This window comes from Geodermatophilus sp. URMC 65, assembly GCF_053502545.1.
Window position 1 is genome coordinate 344,623 of sequence record NZ_CP199954.1, and the last position, 21,848, is coordinate 366,470.

Consider the following 21,848-nt stretch of genomic DNA (forward strand, 5'->3'; position numbering starts at 1 on the left):
GACCCGGGGGCCGACACCGGGCCGCCAGGACGAACGGGAGCAGACCCTTGCGCTGGGACATCAGGACCAAGGTGGTGGCACTCGCGACCGCGTGCGTCGCGGCCACCGGGATCACGGTGGGCGGGGTGAGCGCCTGGCAGAGCAGCGCCTTCGCCGACGAGGCCCGCGCCGACGTCGAGCGGCTCGTCGCCGACGACCTCACGCAGACCGCCGGCGGCGTCTACGACGTGGTGGCCACCCAGGGCGCCTCGACCGCAGCCAAGGTCGACTCCGACCTCGCCGTCGCCCAGCACGTGCTGGCGCAGGCCGGCGGCTTCCGGCTCGACCGCGGCACGGTGACATGGCAGGCGAAGAACCAGTACAGCGGCGAGGTGACGCCGGTCGTGCTGACCCGCGCCTCGGTGGGCGGCGCGTGGCTGGGCCAGAACACCGACCCGGGGGTGCCGACGCCGGTGGTCGACCAGGTGCAGGCGCTGGTCGGCGGCACCGCGACGCTCTTCCAGCGCACCGGGCCGGCCGGCGACATGCTGCGCGTGGCCACCAACGTCGTGGGGACGACGGGCAAGCGCGCGATCGGCACCTACATCCCGGCGACCAACCCCGACGGTGCGCCCAACCCGGTGCTCGCCGCCGTCCTCGCCGGGCAGACCTACCGCGGCAACGCCTTCGTCGTCGACTCCTGGTACGTCTCGGCCTACGCACCGCTGTTCGACGGTGCCGGCCAGGTCATCGGCATGGTGTACGTCGGCCAGAAGCAGCAGAACCTGCCCGCGCTGCGGGAGAGCCTCGAGCAGACCAGCATCGGCGAGCACGGCCGGGTGGAGGTCTTCGGCGGCACCGGCGACCTGCGCGGCCAGGTCGTGGTGAGCCAGGGCGGCGCCCGGGACGGCGAGTCGCTGCTGGACGCCACGGACGCCGAGGGCACCCGCTGGGTGGAACAGGTCGTCGACGCCGCCGTCGCCCTGCAGCCGGGCGAGCAGGCCACCGTGCGCTACGTCGACGCCGAGACCGGCCCGCACACCGTGCGCGCCACCTACTACCAGCCGTGGAACTGGGTGATCGCGACCATCGCTCGTGACAGCGACTTCGCCGGCCCGGTCGAGCACCTGGAGTCCGGCCGCGCCTCGATGCTCACCGGCGTCGTCGTAGCCGTCCTGCTGATCGCCGCGGCCGGCGGCGCGCTGGCCTGGCTGGTCAGCCGCCGGCTGACCGCCCCGCTGGAGCGGCTGCGGGCGCGGATGGCCGAGATCGCCGACGGCGAGGGCGACCTGACCCAGCGGATGGACGAGTCCGGCCGGGACGAGGTCGGCGACCTGTCGCGGGCGTTCAACCGCTTCGTCGGGAAGGTCTCCGCGACCATCCGCGACGTCGGCGCCTGCGCACGCACGCTGGCCGCCTCGGCCGGCACGGTCGCCACGGTGGCCGAGGGCCTCGGCGACCGCGCCGCCCGCAGCCGGGACCAGGCCCGCACCGCCCAGCAGGCCGCCGGCGACATCAGCGCGGGCGTGACCTCCGCGGCGGCCGGAGCCGAGCAGATGGGCGCCTCGATCGCCGAGATCGCCCGCAGTGCCAGCGAGGCCGCGCGGGTGGGCCGCAGCGCCACCGACCTCGCCCGGCAGACCGAGACCACGGTGGCCGCCCTGGGTGCCAGCTCGGCCGAGATCGGCGACGTCGTCAAGGTGATCGCCGCGGTGGCCGAGCAGACCAACCTGCTCGCCCTCAACGCGACCATCGAGGCCGCGCGGGCCGGCGAGGCGGGCAAGGGTTTCGCCGTCGTCGCGAACGAGGTCAAGGAGCTGGCGCAGGAGGCGTCCCGGGCCAGCGAGGAGATCGCCCAGCGGGTGCAGGGCATCCAGGCCGACACGTCGGCGGCGGTGGGGTCCATCGGGCGAATCGCCGAGGTCGTGCGCGACATGAACGACCACCAGACCACGATCGCCAGCGCGGTCGAGGAGCAGACGGCGGTCACCAACGAGCTCACCCGCAGCGTCGGCGCCGCCGCCGACGGGGCGAGCGCGTTCACCAGCACGCTCACCGCCGTCAGCGAGGACGCCGAGCGCAGCGCCGAGGACGTGGACTCCGCCCGCACCGCGGCCCGTGAGCTCGACCGGCTCTCGCAGGAGCTGACCCGCCTGCTGGGGGCCTTCACCGTCTGATGAAGGCCCCCCCTGCAGGGTCCCGCCACTCGCAGGCTCGCGGCGGGACCCTGCAGGGGGGCCGCCGTCCTCCCCACCCTTCGTGAGAGGACCCCCTCCCCCCCGCCACTCGCAGGCTCAGGGTGGGGCCCGGGACGGGGCCATCGACGCCCCCTCCGGCCCACGCCGGAGGGGGTGTCGTCGTCGCGGCGCCGGGCGGGCGCCGGGCTTCTGCCCGGGCCCGTCCGGTGCGACGCTCGGGACGTCGCACGGGGGCCGCGTCCGGAGGGGAGACGCCCATGACCGTCCCGGCCACGCCGTTCACCGACCCTGCGTTCCTCGCCGATCCGTACCCGGCGCTCGCCGCCCTCCGGGAGAGCGGCCCGGTCCACCGGCTGGACGGGCGACTGGGCGTGCCCGTGTGGGTGGTCACTCGCTACGCGGACGTCCTCGCGGCGCTGTCGGAGCCGCGGCTGAGCAACGACCCGCAGCAGGCCGCCGACCTGGACGAGATGCTGCGCGGTGACTTCCTCAGCCGCAGCATGATCGGCGCGGACCCGCCGGAGCACACCCGCCTGCGCCGGCTGGTGTCCAAGGCGTTCACCGCCCGCCGGGTCGAGGGGCTGCGGCCGCGGGTGCAAGCGATCACCGACACGCTGCTCGACCGGATGAGCTCACGCGGCCGCGCCGAGCTGGTCGGTGAGTTCGCCCTCCCGCTGCCCATCACCGTGATCGGGGAGCTGCTCGGCGTCCCCGAGGCCGACCGGGACCGCTTCCGGACCTGGACCGACGACATGCTCGACCGGCCGTTCGACGCCCGCACCGACCTGGCCGTCGTCGTCGCCGCCCGCGAGCAGATGCACGGCTACCTGAGCGAGCTGGTGGCCGCCAAGCGGCGGGACCCGGCCGACGACCTGCTGACCGACCTCATCGCGGCGACCGACGAGGGCGAGCGCCTCGACGAGCAGGAACTGCTCGCGATGACCTTCCTGCTGCTCGTCGCCGGGTACGTGACCACGGTCAGCCTCATCGGCAACGGCACGCTGGCGCTGCTGCGCACCCCCGACCAGCTCGACCGGCTGCGCGCCGACCCGTCCCTGGTGCCCCGGGCGGTCGAGGAGCTGCTCCGCTTCGACGGACCGGTCAACCCCGGGCTCAGCCGCTTCGCCCTCGAGGACCTGGAGCTCGGCGGGGCGCGGATCCGCCGGGGGGACGTGGTGCTGCTCGCCATCGCGGCGGCCGACCGGGACCCCGACCGCTTCCCCGACCCCGACCGGCTGGACGTCGGATCCGCCGACCCCGGCCACCTGGCCTTCGGGCACGGGATCCACTACTGCCTGGGCGCGCCCCTGGCCCGCCTCGAGGGGCAGGTGGCCTTCGCCGCGCTGCTGGAGCGGCTGCCGGACCTGGCCCTGGCCACGGCCGAGGACGAGCTCCGGTGGACCGGTGGCGGGGTGCTGCGCGGGCTGCGCGAGCTCCCGGTCACCTTCACCCCCACGCCGGCGCGGACCGGCTGAGCCCGACGGCGCCCGGGCTCAGTGGCGGGTGCCCTGCATCGCCTGCCAGCGGGCGAGGTTGTAGCGGGCGTCGACCAGGGCGTCGTGGGTTCCGGTCGGCCGGGGCGGCAGCGGCGGCTGCCCGAGGTCGTCCCAGCGCTGGCGCAGCTCGCGGGTGAACCGCGGGATCGGCCGCGGCAGGGCCGGCATCGCCCCCCACAACTGGCACAGCGCGACGTGGTCGTAGGCGGCGAACCAGGCCCACAGCTCGATCTCCTCGCCCGGTCCGGTGAGGAAGGCCAGCAGGTCGTCGCGGATGCGCTGCCGGCTGCGCCACGCCCGGTCCGACGGCGGCGGCAGCTGGTCGAGCACGTTGCGCCGCACCCAGGGGATCGCCCGGCGCTCGTCGAACTCGGTGCTGACCGCGTAGAACTCCCGACCCGTCTCGTCCACGACGCCGATGGAGACGAGGTCGATGGTGGTGCCGTCCTCGATGAACTCGGTGTCGTAGAAGAAGCGCCGCACGCCCTCACGGTAGTGAGGGCACCCTCCTGCCCGCGGTGACGTGCTGGGACGGCCACCTTCCAGGGGCCCACGCCGAGCCTGCGAGGCGTGGGGAGGAAGGTGGTCCTCCTTCAGCCGGCCAGGGACTCCGGCGCCCGGTCGGCGGCCTCGTCGGCGGGCGGCTGCAGCCGGCTGACGACCTCGGACGCGCTGGCCCCGGTGGCGTCCATCGACTTCTTCACCCGCGCGCCGTAGACGTCGACGTACTCCTGCTCCGACAGCGTCATGATCTCGTACATGATCTCGTCGGTGACCGAGCGCTCGACGAAGCGGTCGCCGGCCAGGCCCTCGTAGCGGGAGAAGTCCAGCGGCACCCCGAAGCGCACGCGCACCTTCGGGAGGTTCCAGCCGACCAGCGGCAGCCGGCGCTCGCCGTAGACCATCGCCACCGGCACCACCGGCACCCCGGTCTCCAGCGTCATCCTGGCCACGCCGGTCTTGCCGCGGAAGAGCCGGCCGTCGGGCGAACGGGTGCCCTCGGGGTAGATGCCCAGCAGCTTGCCCTGCCGCAGGATCCGCAGCCCGGCCTGGATCGCGTCCTCAGCCGCCGAGGCGCTGGTCCGGTCGATCGGCACCTGGCCGGCGCCGGTGAAGAAGGACCGCTGCAGGAAGCCCTTCACGCCGCTGCCGGTGAAGTACTCGGCCTTGGCGAGGAAGGTGACCCGGCGGCGCAGCGACAGCGGCATGAAGATCCAGTCGGCCGCCGACAGGTGGTTGCTCGCGAGGACCGCCGCCCCGCTGCGGGGCACGTTGTGGGCGCCCTCCACCTGTGGCCGGAACACCAGCTTCACGACCGGGCCGATCGCCACGTACTTGAGGAACCAGTAGAACAACACGCCTCCCTCGGGGGCTGCCAGACTATTGATCCCGGAGGCGGAAGGACAGTGCCAGCCCCACAGCCCCCGTTCCCACCGGCTCGTTCGCCGGCTGACGAGGAGGACCCGTGCCCCAGCCCGCCCCGATGACCGCCGCCCCTGGGTCCGCCCTCCCCGGCCGGGGACGCGCGTGAGCGCCCGGGGGCGCGGCCGCCGGGACAACGGCCTGGACGCCGCCCTGTGGACCCCGCTGCGCGACGTCGACCCGCGGGTCGGCGAGCACCTGCTCGACGTCCTCCGCGAGGCCGGGGTGGCCGCCTACCTGGAGCCCTCGGCCGACGTCGAGCCCTACACCCGTACCGTCTCGCTGCCCAGCCCGCCCAGCGATCGGCTCTTCGTCGACCGGTCCCGCAGCCGCGAGGCCCGCGCGCTGGTCGACGAGCACGCCGACGACCACGTGGCCGAGCGCACCCGGGCCCGGCAGTCCACGCGGCGCGACGTCGACGAGGACGCCGAGTGGGCGCGCATCGTCGCCGCCTTCGAGGCCGAGCACGGCCCCACCGTCGTCGACGAGGACCCCTCCGACGCCCCGCCGCCGGCCCCGGCCGAGCCGTCGGTGCTCGACCGGCCGGATGAGCACTACGAGCCGCCGCCGCCCCCACCGGTGCCCGCCCCCGCGCCGGCCTCGCTGTACGCCGTGCTGCTCATCGCCGCCGGCGCCGTCCTCGTCGTGGCCCCGCGGGTGATCGGCCTGTCCGCCGACCTCGGCCTGGTGCTCGGCGTGGCCGCCGTCGCCGGTGGGGTCGGGGTGCTGCTGTCGCGGATGCGCGAGCGGAGCACCGACGACGGCGACGACGGCGCGGTCGTCTAGGACCGAGCCGCTGTCGTGACGAGTGGGGGCCCGGAGGGGCCCCGCGAGGAACGACGCAGCGGCTCGACGCCGCAGGGCCACGGCACCTGGCCGCGGTGTCGTCCGCAGGACGACGGTGTCATCGCCCCTACCCCTCGCCGTCGGTGACGGCGAGGCGGACGAGGTCCGCGGCACCGACGATCCCGGCCTGGGCGCCCAGCCGGGCGCCCACCACCCGGGGGCCGGGGCGGAACCCGCGGCCGGGCAGCGCCCGCTCCAGCCGCTCGCGCGCCGGGCCGAGCACCATCTCGCCGAGCACGCTGACCCCGCCGCCGATGACCACGACCTCGGGGTCGAGGACGGCGGAGAGGTCGGCGATCCCCTGCCCCAGCCAGGACCCGACCTCGGCCAGCAGTTCACGGGCCAGCGGGTCGCCGTCGGCGGCGGCGGTGGCGACGTGCTCCCCGGTCAGCTTGTCGGGGTCGCCGTCCACCCGCTCGAGCAGCAGCGCCGCCGCGGCCGGTGAGCTGCGGGCCACCTCGCGCGCGGTCTGGCCCAGCGCCGTGCCGCTGGCGTACTGCTCCCAGCAGCCGCGGTTGCCGCACGCGCACAACCGCCCGTCGGGGACGACGCGCATGTGGCCCCACTCCCCCGCGACGCCGTGCGAGCCGCGCTGCAGCCGGCCGTCCATGACGATGCCGCCGCCGATGCCCGTGCCCAGGGTGATCATCAGCGCGAGGTCCGCCCCTCGGGCGGCGCCGTAGCGGTACTCGGCCCAGGCCGCAGCATCGGCGTCGTTGCCCACCCACATCGGCCGCTGCAGCCGGGCGGCGAGGTCCTTGCGCAGCGTCGAGTTCCGCCAGGCCAGGTGCGGGCTGAACAGCACGGTGTCGCCCGTGCGGTCGAACCAGCCCGCGGCCCCCACCCCCACGCCGACCAGCGGGCCGTCGTGCCCGCGGGCGAGCACCTCCACCACGGCGGCGATGGCGTCCTCGGTCTCCCGCACCGACGCGCCGGGGGTCGCCCGCCGCGCGGTCGCCAGCACCGTGCCGTCCGGGGCGACGACGCCACCGGCCACCTTCGTGCCGCCGATGTCGATGCCCAGGGCGGGCAGGTCGGCGGCGTCACTCGCGGCGGGGTGGGTGGGGGGGTGCACGGCCGCTCAGGCGATCTCGATGTGCTGGACCGGCGGAGCGGGTGGCGCGGGCTCCTCCGCCTCCGCCTCGGCGTCCGGCGCGGGGGCCGGCGCAGGGGCGGGCGCCCGCTCGGAGACGGTGCGCAGGGCCGCCGCGGCGGCGGTGAGGACGTCGGCCAGCGCGTCGGTCACCTCGGGGCGCTCGCCGCGCACCACGGCGGCGACCTGGCACACCGGGCACCAGCGGCAGTCGGACGGGTGGGCACCGGCGCCGTCCTCCTCGCGGAGGGCGGCCCCCAGGGTCTGGCCCAGCCCGGTCACCAGCCGGCGGGCCTGCTCGACCCAGTCGGGTGCGTCGTTCACGGCGTGCTCCCCTCGGCGGCCAGCAGGTCGGCCGGCCACAGCTGCGGATCGGGTGTGAAGGTGACCTCGAGTCGCGCGCGGGCGGTCCCGGCGTCGGCGAGGGTGCCGCCGGTGACCACGCACCGGCGCAGCAGCGAGTCCAGCCGGACCGAGCGGCGCGCCCCCGCCGCGGTCACGACCAGGTCGTCCTGCCAGCGGGTGAGGTCCAGGCCGGTGCGCTCGGCCCAGGGCAGCGGCAGCACCAGGCGGCGGACGCCGTCGGCCCGGGCGACCGACGGCGTCAGGGCGGCGGTCGGCGCGGCGCCGTCCCCCGGGGGCAGGAGGGCGGCCAGCGCCGCGACGTCCGCCGGCTCCTGCGCCGACTCCGCCACCCGCCGCAGCGGGGCGAGCTCGGCGAGGGCGGTGAGCGCGGCGTCCTGCTCGGCGGCGCGCCGCGTCCACCACTCCCCCGGCCCGCCGTCGGGCAGCACCCGAGCGAGGACGGCGGACGGCTGCTGGCCGTGCAGCGCCAGCGCGGTCACCGCTCGGCGCAGCGCCGGGACGGCGCCGGCCCGGGGCACGGCCACCAGCCGCACCTCGGTGGACGCCGGGTCGTCCAGTAGCAGCCGGCCCAGCGCCGCCTCCAGGGGCGGCACCGCGTCGAGGACCGCGTCGACCGCCCCACGGGGCGCCGCGCCGGAGCGCACCGCGGCGGTCCGGACCGCGCCGAGCATGCGCAGCCGGGTCGGCAGCGCCTGGTCCAGCCACCAGCGCAGCGCACCGGGCAGGCCGACCAGCGCGGTGCCCGACTCCAGCGGGCCGGCGTCGACGACCACCGTGTCGGCCTCGTCGTCGGCGGCGGCGCGGGCCAGCCGGGCGAGCAGGGCCAGCTCCGCTGCCCCCGGCAGGGGCACCACCGAGGTGGGCGGTGGCGGCGTCAGGCCCGGGACGGCGTCCAGCGCGTCCCCGGCCGACGTCCACAGCGACTCGGCCGCCGCCAGCGGCGAGACCGCCGTGACAGCCAGGCCGCGGACGTCGTCGAGCCCGGCCGGCCGCGGGCCGGGCCGAGTGAGCAGCAGGGTGCGGGTGCCGTCGGCGGCGGCGCGGACGGCGGTGGCCGCCGCGAGGGTCGAGGTACCGGCCCCACCGGGGCCGGTGAGGAGGAGCGTGCGCACCGGCGGCCTAGCCCTCCACGCGCTTCTTCAGCTCCTTGAGGGCCGTGTCGAGGATGACCTTCTCGGCCTTGCGCTTGATCATCCCCAGCATCGGGATGGAGAGGTCGATCGCGATCGCGTACGTGACGTCGGTGGTGCCCGGCGCGGTCTCGCTGAGGGTGTACGAGCCCTCCTGCCGCTTCTGCATCTGGCCCTGCACCAGGTGCCAGGACACCCGCCGGTCGTCGTCCCAGGTGTACTCGAGGACGTAGTCGTCCTTCACCGCTCCGGCGTCGAGGACGAAGTGCACGCGGCGGCCCCGGCCGTCCGGCCCGGTCTCCAGGACGTCGACCTGCTTGGCCGCGGCGACCCACTCCGGGTACGACGGGAAGTCGGCGATGACCGCCATGACGTCGGCCGGCGGGGCCGCGACCGTGATCGACTGGGTGGACTGGTCGGCCATGCGGAGCAGGCTAACCGCTCGACCCCACCCGGGCGGGGTGCAACGGCAACTCTCCCTACTCACGGGTAGGGAGCACCGACTAGATTCGCCCGGGACGGCCCGCGACCTGGGTCCGGGCGACGGTGCCCGGACCGGGCGGGCAGGAGAGGACGAGGCGTGCGCGAGTTCAGCGTCCCCGCGACCACCGAGGTCGGCTCGGACGAGGCCCTGACCGACATGCTGGTCGAGAACGTCACCCGGCACGGCGACGAGGTCGGCCTGCGGCGCCGGGTCGACGGCCGGTGGGTCGACGTGACGTGGCGGCAGTTCGGCGAGGAGGTCCGCGGCGTCGCCAAGGGCCTGGTCGCCGCGGGGGTCGCTGCCGGGGACCGGGTCGCCCTCCAGGCCAAGACGCGCTACGAGTGGACGGTCCTCGACTACGCCATCTGGACCGCCGGCGGCGTCGTCGTCCCGGTGTACGAGACCTCCAGCGCCGACCAGGTCGCCTGGATCCTGTCCGACTCCGGCGCCACCGCGGCCGTCGTGGAGCGCGACGAGCACGCGTCGGCCGTCGAGTCGGTCCGCGACCAGGCACCCGCCCTCAAGGCCGTGTACGTCATCGACGACGACGCGATCGGCACGCTCACCGTCGCCGGCCAGGACGTGCCCGACAGCGAGCTCGACGCCCGCCGGGCGACGCTGCACGCCGACAGCCTGGCCACGCTCATCTACACCAGCGGCACCACCGGTCGGCCCAAGGGCTGCGAGCTGACGCACCGCAACTTCCTCTTCGAGATCGGCAACGGCATCACGCTGCTCGACCGGTACATCAACGCGCAGAGCTCGCTGCTGCTGTTCATCCCGCTGGCCCACGTGCTCGCCCGGGTGCTGCAGATCGGTGCGATCAGGAACCGCACGGTCATCGGCCACACCCCGGACGTGAAGAACCTGGTCGAGGACCTCGGCCAGTTCAAGCCGACCTTCGTGCTCGCCGTCCCCCGGGTGTTCGAGAAGGTCTACAACTCCGCCAAGGCCAAGGCGGAGGGCGACGGCAAGGGCAAGGTCTTCGACCGGGCCGCGCAGGTGGCCATCGACTGGTCCCGCGCGCAGGACACCGGCGGCCCCGGCCTCGCGCTGCGCGCCCAGCACGCGCTGTTCGACCGGCTCGTCTACGGCAAGCTGCGCGCGGCGCTCGGCGGCCGCTGCCTGGGCGCCATCTCCGGCGGCGCCCCGCTGGGCGAGCGGCTCGGCCACTTCTTCCGCGGCATCGGCGTTCCCGTCTTCGAGGGCTACGGCCTGACCGAGACCACCGCCGCCGCCTCGGTCAACCACGACGACGCGCTGCGCATCGGCACCGTCGGCCGGCCGCTGCCCGGCGTCGCGTTCGCCATCGCCGACGACGGCGAGATCCTCGTCCGCGGCGGCATCGTGATGCGCGGCTACTGGCAGAACGACAGGGCCACCGAGGAGGCCATCGACGCCGACGGCTGGTTCCACACCGGTGACCTCGGCGAGATCGACGCCGACGGCTTCGTCAGGATCACCGGGCGCAAGAAGGAGATCCTGGTGACCGCGGGCGGCAAGAACGTCGCCCCCGCCGTCCTGGAGGACCGGCTGCGCGCCCACCGCCTGGTCAGCCAGTGCATCGTCGTCGGCGACCAGCGGCCCTTCATCGCCGCACTCGTCACCCTCGACGAGGAGGCGCTGCCGCTGTGGCTGGCGGCCAAGGGCAAGGACCCCGGCCTCACCGCCGCCCAGCTCACCGAGGACCCCGACGTGCTCGCCGAGCTCGCCGCAGCGGTCGAGGACGCCAACAGGGCGGTGTCCCACGCCGAGGCGATCAAGAAGTTCCGCGTGCTCGGCACCGACTTCACCGAGGACAACGGGATGCTCACGCCGAGCCTGAAGCTCAAGCGCTCGGTGGTGCTCAAGGAGTTCGACGACGAGGTCGAGGGCCTCTACCGGAAGGACCCCGCCCCCCGTCCCTCGCACGCGTAGAGCGGGGCCGTCAGCCGTCGGGGTCGAGCAGGGCGGCGAAGGTGCCGGCGATCGTCGTCCACGACCACCGCTGCTCGACCCACGCCCGGCCGGCCGCGCCCATCCGGCGGGCGCGCTGCGGGTCGTCGAGCAGGCCGGTGAGGACGGCGGCCACGGACTCCGGGGAACGCGGGTCGCCCACCACGTGCCCGGTGACGCCCTCCCGCACCGTCTCCGGCGCGCCGCCGGAGGTGCCGGCCACCACGGGCCGGCCGCAGGCGGCTGCCTCCAGGTAGACCATGCCCAGGCCCTCGACGTCCAGCCCACCGCGGCGGGTGCGGCAGGGCATGGCGAACACGTCGCCTGCCGCGTAGTGCTCGGGCAGCTGCTCCGGTGGCACCGGCCCGGTGAGGACGACGGAGCGCTCCAGCCCGCGTGCGGCGACCTCCCGGCGCAGGCGGTCCTCCAGCGGGCCGCCGCCGACGAGCAGCAGCCGCGCGTCGGGGTGCCGCGCGAGCACCCGTGGCCACGCCGCGACCAGCACGTCCTGGCCCTTGCGCGGCACCAGACGTGAGACGCAGGCGACGACGGGTGCGCTGCCCAGCTGGTGGCGCGCCCGCACCGCCGCCCCGTCGGCGTCCGGGGTGAAGCGGTCGACGTCCACGCCGGGCGAGAGCTGCGCCATCCGGGTGACCCCGCCCAGCGCCGGCGCCAGCCGGGCACGCGTGTAGTCGCTGATGTAGGTCAGCACGTCGAGCCCGGCGGCGATCCGCCGCATCAACTGCCGCGCGCCGGGCAGCGCGACCCAGCCGGTCTCGTGACCGTGCGTGGCGCCGACCAGGCGGCGCACCCCGGCGTCCCGCAGGGCCGGGGCGAGCAACCCCAGCGGGGCCGCGGCGCCGAAGAAGGCGGTGTCGCAGCCGTGCCGGCGGGCCAACCCGGCCGCCGCGCGGGCCACTCCGGGTGTGGGCAGCAGCATGCCGGTCGGGTGGCGGACCACCTCGTAGGGCAGCGCGGCGTCGTGGGCCTCCCACCCGGGGAACCGGGAGGCGAGCACGACCAGCGACCCCGGCGGGCGGCGGGCCAGCAGTGCGGCGACGAAGGTCTGGATGCCGCCCTGGCGTGGCGGGAAGTCGTTGGTGACGACCAGCGTCCTCACCCGGCGTCCTCCAGCCGCTGCCAGTCCTCCGCGAAGGCGATCCGCTGCGCGCCGGTCGGGTGCGAACCGAAGAACCACTGCCAGGCCGCGGGCGGGTCCGGGTCGCTGAGGTTGGTGGCGGCCAGCGCGCGCTGCATCGCGATGAACGCCCCGGCGTCCCCGGTGAGGTCGAGCGCGCGCAGGTCGGCGCGCGCCTCGACCTGCCGCGACACCAGGTTCTGCACCGGCGTGCTCACCAGCCCGCCCACCGACAGCAGGAGCAGGACCAGGGGGACGACGGCCGGGTCCGCAGGCGACTGCGCGCCCCCGCGGCGCAGCAGCGGCGTCCAGGACAGCAGCCAGCCCGACAGCGCCACCGCGGCCGCTGTCCCCAGCGCCCCGACCAGGGTGCCGGTGAGCACGTCGCCGTGGACGACGTGGCCGAGTTCGTGCGCCACGATCGACTCGACCTCCTCGTCGGACAGCTGCTCGAGCGTCGTGTCGTAGAGGACGATGCGGCGGGTCGACCCGAAGCCGGAGACGTAGGCGTTGAGCGCCGTGGTCCGCCGGGAGGCGTCGGAGACGAGCACGTCCTGCACCGGGGTGCCGTTCGCCTCTGCCAGGTCGAGCAGCTCGGTGCGCAGCTCACCGGGGGGCAGCGGCTCGAAGCGGTTGAACGCCGGCTCGATGACCAGCGGGTAGAGGAACGACCCGACGACGACGAAGCCGGCCGCCACCGCCGCGGCCCACGCCCACCAGGTGCGCGGCGCCCGCCGCACCAGCCAGAGGAAGGCCGCCAGCGCGAGGGCGGTGAGGACCGCGCTGATGGCGGTCGAAACCGCGACGTCACGCAGCCACAGCCCCCAGCTGCGGATCGAGATGCCGTACCGGTGGCGGACCACCTCGGCATACGCCGACACCGGCAGCGTGGCCAGCCGGCCGAGGAGCACCACGGCCGCCGTGCCCAGCAGCGCCTGGGCGACCCACCCGCCGCCGACCGGTCGCGCCACGGCCCGCACCAGCCGCGCCCCCAGCGGGGTCAGCCCCAGGACGGCGGAGACGGCCAGGCCGAGCAGCAACGAGGTCAGCGAGGCCGGGCGCAGCGCCCCGGCGAAGGCCTCGGTCCGGGTGAGGAGTTCCGGGGGCAGGACCGACGCCGGGTCGACGGGCGTACGCCCACCCGACGGCTCGGGCAGCAGCGTCCACGGCGGGACCACGACGAGGACGACGACGAGCGCGGCGCCGAGCACGCCCGCGACCAGGAGCGCGACGCGAGCACCTGCCCGGCCTGCCCCGCTCACCAGGCCGATCCTAGGCGAGCCACCGGTACCGGCCCCGGACCCGCACTCGTCCGGCCCCTGCTCGGGCTGGCGAGGTCGAGGGGGTCCCGCTGGCCCCGTCCAGGGGCCCGCCCCCAGCCTGCGAGGGGGTGGGGAGGACGGGGTCCTTCAGGCGATGCGGCGCATCGCGGTGATGCCGCCCATCGAGTCGACGCTCACGACCTCCACCGGCTGGCCCGACGTCGAGGCGTGCACCATCTGGCCGTTGCCGATGTACATCGCCACGTGGCTGACGGGGCTGTAGTAGGAGATCAGGTCGCCCGGCCGCAGCTCGGACCGGGACACCGCGAGCCCATCGTCGCCTGCATCCGCGACGAGTGCGGCAGGCTGGTGCCGGCCGCGGCGTACGCGTACTGGGTCAGCCCCGAGCAGTCGAAGGCGTCCGGCCCGCCGGCGCCCCCCGCACGTACGGGTCCCCGACCTGCGCCAGGGCGGTGTCGACGGCGGCCTGCGTGGCGCCGGTGGCCGCGGCGGCCGGCGCGGCGGCGACCGGCTGGCCGGCGTGCGCGGCCACGACCTCCTGCTGCTGCGGCGCCGACAGGGCGTCGTACTGCGCCTGGTGGTCGGCGATGTCCGCCTCGAGCCGGGCCTGGCGGGCGGTGACGTCGTCGAGCGTGCGCTGGGCGGCGGTCTGCGCGGCGCCCGCGTCGGCGTGGGCCTGCTCGGCCGCGGCGGCGGACGCGGCGACCTCGCCGAGCACGTCGCTGGTGTGGCCGGCGACGACGTCGAGGGTCGCCAGCTGCGAGACGAACTCCTCTGCCGACCCGCTGGTCATCAGCAGGTCCAGCTCGGACATGCCGTCGCCGAGGTGAAGGCGGCGCGGGCGACCTGGCGGATCCGATCGTCGAGCGCGTCGAGCTGCGACTGGGCCTCGGCGACCGCCTGGTCGGCGCTCCGGACGGCGGCCTGCTGGTGCGTCAGCGTCTCGCCCGCCTCGTTGACCTGCTCGGTGACGACGTCGAGCTCGTGCGCGGCCTGGGCGACCAGCTGCGCGGCCTGCGCGGCGCTCGTGGCGTCCCCGGGTCCGCGACGGCGGTGCCCGGCAGCAGCGTCAGGGCGAGTGTGGCGGTGGCGCCCAGGACCAGTCCGCGGGCGATCCCGCGCGAGACGGTGGGCCGGCGGAACGCGACCGGGAGGTCGGGGTGGAACTGATCGACGGCATGCCCCAGGGCAGGGCGGGGGTCGCCACGGGCGGCGGCTCTCCGTTCTTCCTCAGCGACCGCCTACCGAGTTAGCTGACGGGTTCGGGCTGGGAAGAAGGCGCCCCATCTCTGCGCCCCGGCGGACCAGCGCGCGGGAGAACTCACCCCGGTGCTGCGGTGGGTCCCCGGTCCCCCCTCGGCGCCGGTGCGGCGCGTCGGGCGATTCGGCGGTGACCGGCCGAGGTCACCCTCGTGGGGGGTGACGACCACCCGGCCGGACCGGCCCACGGTCCGGGGGTTGTCGAAGAAGTGACGAACGGGGGTGCCGGGGACTGTGGGATCGTGTTCCTCCTGGTCGGCGACGTGCCGTCCGTCGCGCCCGGCTCGCGCGGACACCGGAGCACCCCGCTCACCCGGTGCGCCGCTGCGACCCCTGACCGCCGCCCCGCCGCTGCGGCGCGGCCCGCCGTGCCGGGGCCGGGCGGACCGAGTGCTGGTGGCGCAGCGGCGGTACCAGACCGGCGTCGGCCAGCACCTGGACGGCGCGCCGCTCGACCTCGTCGAACTCCACGACCACCCCCGGCGGCAGCACGACGACGTCCTCGGCGGACAGCCGGTCGTCCCGCCGCCCGGCCATCGGCACGACCGTGGGGTCGGCGCCCTGCCAGCCCGGTGGCGCCCCCAGCAGCACGGTGACGACGCAGTTGCCGCAGCCGGTACCGCGGGCGGTGCAGGTGTCGCAGTCGATGTACACGGTCCACTCCTCTGCTCTCCGACCCTCGTCGCGGGAGCCGTCCGTGGCCCCGGTCGATCCGGGCAGGACGCTAGGAGCGGGCACCGACAGTTCCGGCTCAGGCGCCGGCGTACTCCCAGTGCCAGGGTTCCTCGCGGCCGTTGCCCGGGTCGGCCCAGCGCGGGTGGAGGAAGCCGAAGCGGCCCGCGTTGGCCAGCATCCAGGCGTACTCCGGCGTCCCGAACCGCTCGACGCCACCGCAGAGGTCGACGGCCAGCCCCCAGCCGTGGTCGCTGGTGCCCGGCACCGCGGCCAGCGCCGGTTTCTCGCCGTACAGCTGCACCTGGCCGGCGTAGCTCCGGTAGGAGTCGGTGAGGCACAGCGGCGTCCCGAAGGCACCGGCGAAGGCGCTGCTCATCGCCTGGTAGGCCGCTGCCGCGTCGCAGCGCAGCACGTGGCCGGCGACCCCCAGCGGGCACATCGCGCTGAGCGGGATCAGCCCGTTCGGGAAGCCGCCCCACGCCCGCCCTCCGGACGTCTCGGGCGGGTACCGCACGTCGCCGCACTCGACCGGCAGCGCCCCGCCGGACGGTCCGGTCGCGGGGACGGCCGCGCGTCGCCCGAGGCTGGGCCGCCCGGCACCCAGCACCCGGTCGGCCGCCGGACGGCCGACCACCACGGCGCCGGCGCGGGCGTCGGCCGCCAGCACCGTCCGCCCGTCGAGGGCGATGCCCACGTTGGCCGGACCGGACCGCCCGGCACCGAGGAAGACCAGGTCTCCCGGGAGGACGTCGGCCGGGTCGACCGGCGTGGTCCCCGCGAAGAGCCCCGCCTGGTCGTCCGGGAGGTCGATGCCCACCGAGGCGTAGACGGCGTGCACCAGCGATCCGCAGGACCACGCGTCCGGCCCCGCCGCCCCGGGGACGTAGGGCAACCCCAGAGCGTCCACCGCTGCGCTGACCGCGGCGACCGCCTCGGCGGAGGGGACGACCAGGGCATCCGACGCGCCGGGCAGCCGGGCCACCCCGGCCTGCACTCCACCGCCGGACGCCGGCACCGGCACCAGCCCGTCGGGCAGGCCCGCCGCCGGGTCGCGCAGCGCCGCGGCCGACGGCGGCGCGACGCCGGCCGCGGCCAGCTCGCCGAGGTACCCGTGCCAGTCGGCCGCCGCCTGCCGGCCGGCTGCCCGCTGCTCCTCCCGCTGCCGACCCAGCTGCCGGTCGACGGCGGCGACGGCGGCCTCCAGGTCCCGGCTCGCCGCGGCCGCGGCCGCCTCCAGCTCGGCGGTCTCGGTCGTGAGCTCCGCAGCCCGCGCACGGGCGGTCTCCCGCGTCCGCTCCGCCTCCGTCCGCCGCGCCGCCGCCTCCTGCCGTCGACGCTCCGCCGCGGCTACCACCGCGGCCGCGTGCCGCTCGACCGCGTCGAGCAGGCCCCCCGCGGCGACGACGTCCCCCGGACCACCACCGGACAGCAGCACCGACAGCGGCGTGACCTCGCCTGCGTCCCGGTACACCGCCGAGGCGTGCCGGGCCACCTCGGCCCGGGCCCGAGCCAGCTCGGCGTCCGCCGCGACGATGTCGGCCTCCGCCTGCGCCGCGGCCGCCTCGGCAGCGGCGAGCGCCTCCCGGGCCGCGACGACCCGGGACTGCCGCTCCTGGAGGTCGGCCTGCACGTCGGCAGCGCGCCGCTGCAGCTCGTCGAGCTCGGGGCTGTCCAGGAGGCTGGCGGTCGCGACGGCCGGGCCCGTCGGGTCGGCTCCCGCGGGCGCGGCCGGCAGCAGCACGACGGCCAGCGCGACGACGCCCACGGACAGGGACGCCGCCGCGCGGCGGCTGGGGCGCCACCGGGAGAGCGGGTGCATGGACCACCTCTGCGAGTCGGGACCGCAGCGGTCCGGTGACGAGATGGTCTCGGGGGCCACGCGGGCGCGCCAGGGGACGGCGCACCGCTCCCCCCGGACGGGCGAGGTCCTCCCCCGCCCTCCCCGTTCCCCGGCGCGCGTCCCCGGGACTGTCAGAGCCCCGACCTACCGTCCGCCCCGTGCGCCCTTCCCCCGCCCGGCCGGTGCCGCTCTCCCCCGCCCGCCTCGCCGGGACGGCGGCCCGCGCCGCCGCCGGGCTGCCGCGCTACGAGCAGGCCACGATCGACGAGCTCGGCACCCCGCTGGCGGAGGTCACCTTCGTCGTGGTCGACCTGGAGACCACGGGCGGCTCACCGAAGGACAGCGCGATCACCGAGATCGGAGCGGTCAAGGTGCGCGGCGGGGAGGTGCTCGGTGAGTTCCAGACCCTCGTCGACCCCGGCTGCGAGATCCCGCCCTACATCAGCGTGCTCACCGGGATCACCTCGACGATGGTCGCCGCGGCCCCGCGCATCGGCGCCGTCCTGCCGCACTTCCTCGAGTTCGCCCGCGGCGCGGTGCTGGTCGCCCACAACGCGCCCTTCGACCTCGGCTTCCTCCGGGCCGCCTGCGCCGAGAACGGCATCCCGTGGCCGGCCGCGGCCTCGGTCGACACGGCCGTCCTCGCCCGCCGGCTGCTCAGCCGCGACGAGGTCCCCAACTGCAAGCTGGCCACCCTCGCGCCCTACTTCCGCACCAGCACCGAGCCCTGCCACCGGGCGCTGGCCGACGCCCGCGCCACCGTCGACGTCCTGCACGGGCTGTTCGAGCGGCTGGGCCCCCTGGGCATCACCAGCCTGGAGGAGCTGACCGGCCTCACCCGGCAGGTCGACCCGGAGCGGCTGCGCAAGCGGCACCTGGCCGACGACGTGCCGCACGGCCCGGGCGTCTACCTGTTCCGCGGTCCCCGCGACGAGCCGCTCTACGTCGGGACGTCGACCGACCTGCGCAGCCGGGTGCGCAGCTACTTCACCGCCGGCGAGCAGCGCAGCCGGATGACCGAGATGGTGGCGCTGGCCAAGCGGGTCGACGCGATCCCCTGCGCGCACGACCTCGAGGCCGCCGTCCGCGAGCTGCGGCTGATCGCCGAGCACAAACCGCGCTACAACCGGCGCTCGCGGTTCCCCGAGCGGGCACTGTGGGTGCGGCTGACCGAGGAGCCCTTCCCGCGGCTGTCGGTGGTCCGCCGCGTGCGCCCGGGCGCCGGGGTCTTCCTCGGACCCTTCCCCGACCGGCGCGCGGCCGACGCCGCGGTGGCCGCCGTCCACGAGTCGCTGCCGCTGCGCCAGTGCACCGGCCGGCTCTCGGTGCGGGTGCTCGGCACCGCCTGCGCGCTGGCCGGCATGGGCCGCTGCGGCGCACCGTGCACCGGCGCCCAGTCGGTCGAGGAGTACGGGGAGGTCGCCGCAGTCCTCCGCACCGCGGTGGCCGCCGACCCGCACGCCCTGCTCCAGCCGCTGATGGCGCGGGTCGAACGGTTGTCCGCCGAGGAGCGCTACGAGGACGCCGCCGTCCTGCGCGACCGCGCCGCCACCCTCGTGCGCGCGGTGCGACGGCGGCAGCGGCTGGAGTCCCTGGCCGCGGTGCCCGAGCTGGTGCTGGCCCGCCCGGACGGCGAGGGCGGCTGGCAGCTGTCCGTCGTCCGCCGGGGTCGGCTGGTGGCTGCCGGGTGCGCCGCCCGCGGCAGCTCTGTGCGGGCGGCCCTCGAGGGGCTGCTGGCGACGGCGGAGACGCCCCTGGGCCCCGACGGCGAGCTGGCCGCCTCGGTCGACGAGACCGAGCTGGTGCTGCGCTGGATGGAGAAGCCCGGCACCCGGCTGGTGCAGGTCGACGGCACGCTGGCCTGCCCGGTCCCGGGAACGGGCGGCTACACCGAGTTCCTCGACCGGGTGGAGGCCGGCCGGGCCGGGCGCGATCCGTTCGCCGACGGCCGCTCGCTGGGCACCCGGGCCCGGCCCGAGCGGGTCTCCCGCGGAGCCGCCATGAGCCGGTGACCTGCTGGAACGGCCCTCCTGCGGGGGCCCGCGCCGAGCCGGTGACGTGCTGGAGCGGCCCCGCTGCAGGGACCCGCCGCGAGCGGAGCGAGTGGTGGGGGGCAGCGGGGTCCTTCTAGCATCCCCGGCGTGATCACCGCCATCGTCATGATCGACGCGGCCACCGACGCGATCCCCGAGGTGGCCGAGGCCGTCGCCGACCTCGAGGGGGTCAGCGAGGTCTACTCGACCGCCGGCGAGGTCGACCTCATCGCGGTCGTCCGGGTCCGCGAGTTCGACCAGGTGGCCGAGGTGATCGCCGGGCGCATCAACAAGGTGCCCGGCGTGTTGGAGACCGAGACCCACATCGCGTTCCGCGCCTACTCGCGGCACGACCTCGAGGCGGCGTTCTCCATCGGCCTGGAATCCACCGACTAGAACGAGGACCCCGTCCTCCTCACCCCTCGCTCCGCTCGGTGCGAGCCTCGGGACGGGGCCGCCTCAGCCGCGCAGCGTCCGGGTGGTCTCCACCCAGCGCGCCAACCGGGCCTCCGCCCGCCCGTCGTCCACAGCGGCCGCCGCCTGCTCCAGGCCGACGGCCAGCGCGTCGTGCAGCCGCGCGGGTCGCTCGGCGAAGGCGGCCAGTGCGGCGGCGGCGTTGAGGAGCACCGCGTCGCGCACCGGACCGGGCTCGCCGGCCAGCACCCGCCGGAACACGTCGGCGTTGAACGCCGGGTCGCCACCCCGCAGCGCGTCGACGGGCGGCTGCGCGATGCCCAGCGCCGAGGGGTCGACCCGGTCGGGCTCCACCTCGCCGCCGCGCACCACCCACACCGAGGACGTCGTCGCCGTCGTCAGCTCGTCGAGGCCGTCGTCCCCCCGGAAGACCAGCGCCCGCATGCCGCGCGCGGCGAGCACCTCGGCCACCACCGGCGCCATGCGTGCGTCGGCGACCCCGATGGCGGCCGCGGCCGGCCGGGCGGGGTTGGTGAGCGGCCCGAGGAAGTTGAAGACCGTCGCGATGCCCATCTCCCGCCGCGGGACGGCGGCGTGCCGCATGCCCGGGTGGAACACCGGCGCGAAGAAGAAACCGATGCCGGCCTCCTCGACGCAGCGCGCCACCGCCGGCGCAGGCAGGTCGATGACCACACCCAGCGCCTCAAGCACGTCGGCGGCCCCGGAGGACGACGACGCCGCTCGCCCCCCGTGCTTGGCGACCGGCACCCCGGCCGCGGCCGTGACGACCGCGGCCATCGTGGAGATGTTGACCGTGTGCGCGACGTCGCCCCCGGTTCCGACGATGTCGACCGCGGCCAGCGGCAGCTCGACCGGCGTCGCCTGCGCCAGCATCTCCGCGGCCAGGCCGCCGAGCTCCTGCGGCGCCACGCCCTTGGCGCGCAGCGCGACGGCGAAGGCGGCGATCTGCGCGGGGGTGGCCTCGCCGGTCATCACCTCGCGCATGGCCCAGCTCGTGTCGTCCGCGGAGAGGTCCTCGCGGGCCAGCAGGCGGTTGAGCAGGGCCCCCCAGGTCGGTCGGGCGCTCACCGGGCGACCGGACGCCGTCCCACCCGGTCGCGCAGCAGGCCGGCGACGACGGCGGGGGCGGTCAGCGGGTCGACCGGGAGGGGCAGGGTGGCGTCGGCCCGCGACCAGTGCGCCAGCCACCGGTCGGGCTGCCGGGCGATGAGCACGCACAGCGCCGGGCGGTCGGCGACCTCCACGGTCAGCTGGCGGGCCAGCGCCAGGCCACCGGTGGGCTGGGACTCACCGTCGAGGATGCAGAGGTCCACGCCACCGGCGTCCACGGTGCCGACGACGTCCTCGCCCGTGGCGCACTCGACCCAGGTCAGCGGCCCCACGTCGGCGGCCGGGCGGCGGCCCACCGCGGTGCGCACGGCGGCCCGCACGTCGGGCCGGGAGCTGTAGACCAGGACGGTGGCCGGGGCGGCGTTGCTCACGGCGCCGAGCCTAGTGGCAGCGGGCGCGCTGACCAGGCGGCGCGGTGGCTCGGTATCGGGGAGGTCACGGTGCCGCTCCGACATCGCACCCGCGGTCGTGACCTTGCCGGGAGCGATGCCATGATGGGCCCCGTGACAACGGCTCCCCTGGCGAGCAGCACCTTCGACACCTCCCGGGTGCACTCCCTGACCCGACCGAACCTGGTGAGCGTCGGCACGATCATCTGGCTCTCCAGCGAGCTGATGTTCTTCGCCGGGCTGTTCGCCATGTACTTCACGGCGCGCGCCCGGGCCCTCGAAGGGTGGCCCCCGGAGCCGACCGAGCTGAACCTGCCCTACGCGCTGGTCTTCACGATCATCCTGGTCGCGTCCTCGGTCACCTGCCAGCTGGGCGTGTTCGCGGCGGAGAACGGCAACGTCTACGGCCTGCGGCGCTGGTTCACCATCACCTTCGTGATGGGTCTGGTCTTCGTGCTGGGCCAGGCCAACGAGTACCGGGTGCTCGTCACCGAGCACGCCACCACGATCTCCAGCTCCACCTACGGATCGGTCTTCTACCTGACGACCGGGTTCCACGCGCTGCACGTCATCGGGGGCCTCGTCGCCTTCGTGTACCTGCTCATCCGGTCCACCATGGGCCGCTTCACGCCGGCACAGGCGACCTCGGCCATCGTGGTCTCCTACTACTGGCACTTCGTCGACGTCGTGTGGGTCGGGCTCTTCGCCACGATCTACCTGATCCGCTAGGGAACCG

The 21,848-nt window shown here is 75.9% G+C and carries 20 protein-coding genes, 1 pseudogene and 1 riboswitch; of the genes and pseudogenes, 7 read left to right on the forward strand and 14 right to left on the reverse strand.

What is annotated here, in order from left to right; genetic code table 11:
- The first annotated feature begins 74 nt into the window (after positions 1-74).
- Both ACWIX7_RS01590 and ACWIX7_RS01595 read left to right on the forward strand, forming a co-directional pair.
- Positions 75-2,156 (forward strand): methyl-accepting chemotaxis protein, encoded by a 2,082-nt coding sequence (locus ACWIX7_RS01590; RefSeq protein ID WP_448619879.1) that lies wholly within the window; start codon positions 75-77, stop codon positions 2,154-2,156.
- A 278-nt stretch (positions 2,157-2,434) separates the two neighbouring features.
- Positions 2,435-3,652: a cytochrome P450 family protein gene (locus tag ACWIX7_RS01595; protein WP_448619880.1), complete on the forward strand. Its 1,218-nt coding sequence runs from the start codon at positions 2,435-2,437 to the stop codon at positions 3,650-3,652.
- A gap of 18 nt (positions 3,653-3,670) precedes the next feature.
- Here ACWIX7_RS01595 and ACWIX7_RS01600 read toward each other — a convergent pair whose 3' ends face one another.
- Both ACWIX7_RS01600 and ACWIX7_RS01605 read right to left on the reverse strand, forming a co-directional pair.
- On the reverse strand, positions 3,671-4,156 hold the full coding sequence (locus ACWIX7_RS01600) for a polyadenylate-specific 3'-exoribonuclease AS (protein ID WP_448619881.1): 486 nt from the start codon (positions 4,154-4,156) through the stop codon (positions 3,671-3,673).
- Between the two features lie 110 nt (positions 4,157-4,266).
- The gene (locus ACWIX7_RS01605; protein WP_448619882.1) at positions 4,267-5,031 is read right to left on the reverse strand and encodes a lysophospholipid acyltransferase family protein; all 765 of its coding nucleotides are present in this window, start codon (positions 5,029-5,031) and stop codon (positions 4,267-4,269) included.
- Between the two features lie 169 nt (positions 5,032-5,200).
- Between ACWIX7_RS01605 and ACWIX7_RS01610 the strand changes: the two genes are divergently transcribed.
- Positions 5,201-5,881, forward strand: coding sequence for a hypothetical protein (locus ACWIX7_RS01610; RefSeq protein ID WP_448619883.1), 681 nt, complete (start codon positions 5,201-5,203; stop codon positions 5,879-5,881).
- 127 nt (positions 5,882-6,008) lie between these two features.
- On the opposite strand, the gene ACWIX7_RS01615 is transcribed toward ACWIX7_RS01610, so the two are convergent.
- From ACWIX7_RS01615 to ACWIX7_RS01630, 4 genes are read right to left on the reverse strand one after another with little or no spacing between them, the layout of a single operon-like run.
- Positions 6,009-7,016, reverse strand: coding sequence for an ROK family glucokinase (locus ACWIX7_RS01615; RefSeq protein WP_448619884.1), 1,008 nt, complete (start codon positions 7,014-7,016; stop codon positions 6,009-6,011).
- A gap of 6 nt (positions 7,017-7,022) precedes the next feature.
- Entirely contained in the window at positions 7,023-7,358 is a 336-nt protein-coding gene (locus tag ACWIX7_RS01620) for a hypothetical protein (protein ID WP_448619885.1), read from the reverse strand.
- Complete coding sequence (locus ACWIX7_RS01625) at positions 7,355-8,512, reverse strand: ArsA-related P-loop ATPase (protein WP_448619886.1); 1,158 nt, start codon at positions 8,510-8,512, stop codon at positions 7,355-7,357. The genes ACWIX7_RS01620 and ACWIX7_RS01625 overlap by 4 nt, the downstream gene beginning before the upstream one ends.
- A 7-nt stretch (positions 8,513-8,519) precedes the next feature.
- A complete protein-coding gene (locus ACWIX7_RS01630; protein ID WP_448619887.1) occupies positions 8,520-8,954 on the reverse strand; it encodes an SRPBCC family protein in 435 nt (144 codons plus the stop codon).
- A 156-nt stretch (positions 8,955-9,110) separates the two neighbouring features.
- Here ACWIX7_RS01630 and ACWIX7_RS01635 point away from each other — a divergent pair, with 156 nt between their 5' ends.
- Entirely contained in the window at positions 9,111-10,931 is a 1,821-nt protein-coding gene (locus ACWIX7_RS01635; RefSeq protein ID WP_448619888.1) for an AMP-dependent synthetase/ligase, read from the forward strand.
- A 10-nt stretch (positions 10,932-10,941) separates the two neighbouring features.
- On the opposite strand, the gene ACWIX7_RS01640 is transcribed toward ACWIX7_RS01635, so the two are convergent.
- The 6 genes and pseudogenes from ACWIX7_RS01640 to ACWIX7_RS01665 form a co-directional block, all read right to left on the reverse strand.
- The gene (locus ACWIX7_RS01640; protein WP_448619889.1) at positions 10,942-12,069 is read right to left on the reverse strand and encodes a glycosyltransferase family 4 protein; all 1,128 of its coding nucleotides are present in this window, start codon (positions 12,067-12,069) and stop codon (positions 10,942-10,944) included.
- Positions 12,066-13,349: a M48 family metallopeptidase gene (locus tag ACWIX7_RS01645; RefSeq protein WP_448619890.1), complete on the reverse strand. Its 1,284-nt coding sequence runs from the start codon at positions 13,347-13,349 to the stop codon at positions 12,066-12,068. Before ACWIX7_RS01645 ends, ACWIX7_RS01640 begins: the two co-directional genes overlap by 4 nt.
- Before the next feature lie 147 nt (positions 13,350-13,496).
- Positions 13,497-13,750: pseudogene (locus ACWIX7_RS01650) on the reverse strand (C40 family peptidase).
- The gene (locus ACWIX7_RS01655; RefSeq protein ID WP_448619891.1) at positions 13,747-14,184 is read right to left on the reverse strand and encodes a hypothetical protein; all 438 of its coding nucleotides are present in this window, start codon (positions 14,182-14,184) and stop codon (positions 13,747-13,749) included. Before ACWIX7_RS01655 ends, ACWIX7_RS01650 begins: the two are co-directional and overlap by 4 nt.
- Before the next feature lie 409 nt (positions 14,185-14,593).
- A riboswitch (cyclic di-AMP (ydaO/yuaA leader) is annotated at positions 14,594-14,753 on the reverse strand.
- Between the two features lie 186 nt (positions 14,754-14,939).
- Positions 14,940-15,284 (reverse strand): hypothetical protein, encoded by a 345-nt coding sequence (locus ACWIX7_RS01660; protein WP_448619892.1) that lies wholly within the window; start codon positions 15,282-15,284, stop codon positions 14,940-14,942.
- A gap of 97 nt (positions 15,285-15,381) precedes the next feature.
- Positions 15,382-17,124: a D-alanyl-D-alanine carboxypeptidase family protein gene (locus ACWIX7_RS01665; protein WP_448619893.1), complete on the reverse strand. Its 1,743-nt coding sequence runs from the start codon at positions 17,122-17,124 to the stop codon at positions 15,382-15,384.
- Between the two features lie 179 nt (positions 17,125-17,303).
- On the opposite strand from ACWIX7_RS01665, the gene ACWIX7_RS01670 reads away from it, so the two are divergent.
- Positions 17,304-19,157 carry a DEDD exonuclease domain-containing protein gene (locus ACWIX7_RS01670; protein ID WP_448619894.1) on the forward strand — a complete coding sequence of 618 codons (1,854 nt, stop codon included), beginning with the start codon at positions 17,304-17,306 and terminating at the stop codon, positions 19,155-19,157.
- Between the two features lie 129 nt (positions 19,158-19,286).
- On the forward strand, positions 19,287-19,574 hold the full coding sequence (locus ACWIX7_RS01675; RefSeq protein ID WP_448619895.1) for an Lrp/AsnC family transcriptional regulator: 288 nt from the start codon (positions 19,287-19,289) through the stop codon (positions 19,572-19,574).
- 63 nt (positions 19,575-19,637) lie between these two features.
- On the opposite strand, the gene trpD is transcribed toward ACWIX7_RS01675, so the two are convergent.
- Both trpD and ACWIX7_RS01685 read right to left on the reverse strand, forming a co-directional pair.
- Positions 19,638-20,681: an anthranilate phosphoribosyltransferase gene (gene trpD / locus ACWIX7_RS01680; protein WP_448619896.1), complete on the reverse strand. Its 1,044-nt coding sequence runs from the start codon at positions 20,679-20,681 to the stop codon at positions 19,638-19,640.
- Positions 20,678-21,094, reverse strand: a complete 417-nt coding sequence (locus ACWIX7_RS01685) for a hypothetical protein (protein WP_448619897.1) — start codon at positions 21,092-21,094, stop codon at positions 20,678-20,680. The genes trpD and ACWIX7_RS01685 overlap by 4 nt, the downstream gene beginning before the upstream one ends.
- Before the next feature lie 123 nt (positions 21,095-21,217).
- Between ACWIX7_RS01685 and ctaE the strand changes: the two genes are divergently transcribed.
- A complete protein-coding gene (gene ctaE, locus ACWIX7_RS01690) occupies positions 21,218-21,841 on the forward strand; it encodes an aa3-type cytochrome oxidase subunit III (RefSeq protein WP_448622118.1) in 624 nt (207 codons plus the stop codon).
- Positions 21,842-21,848 lie beyond the last annotated feature (7 nt).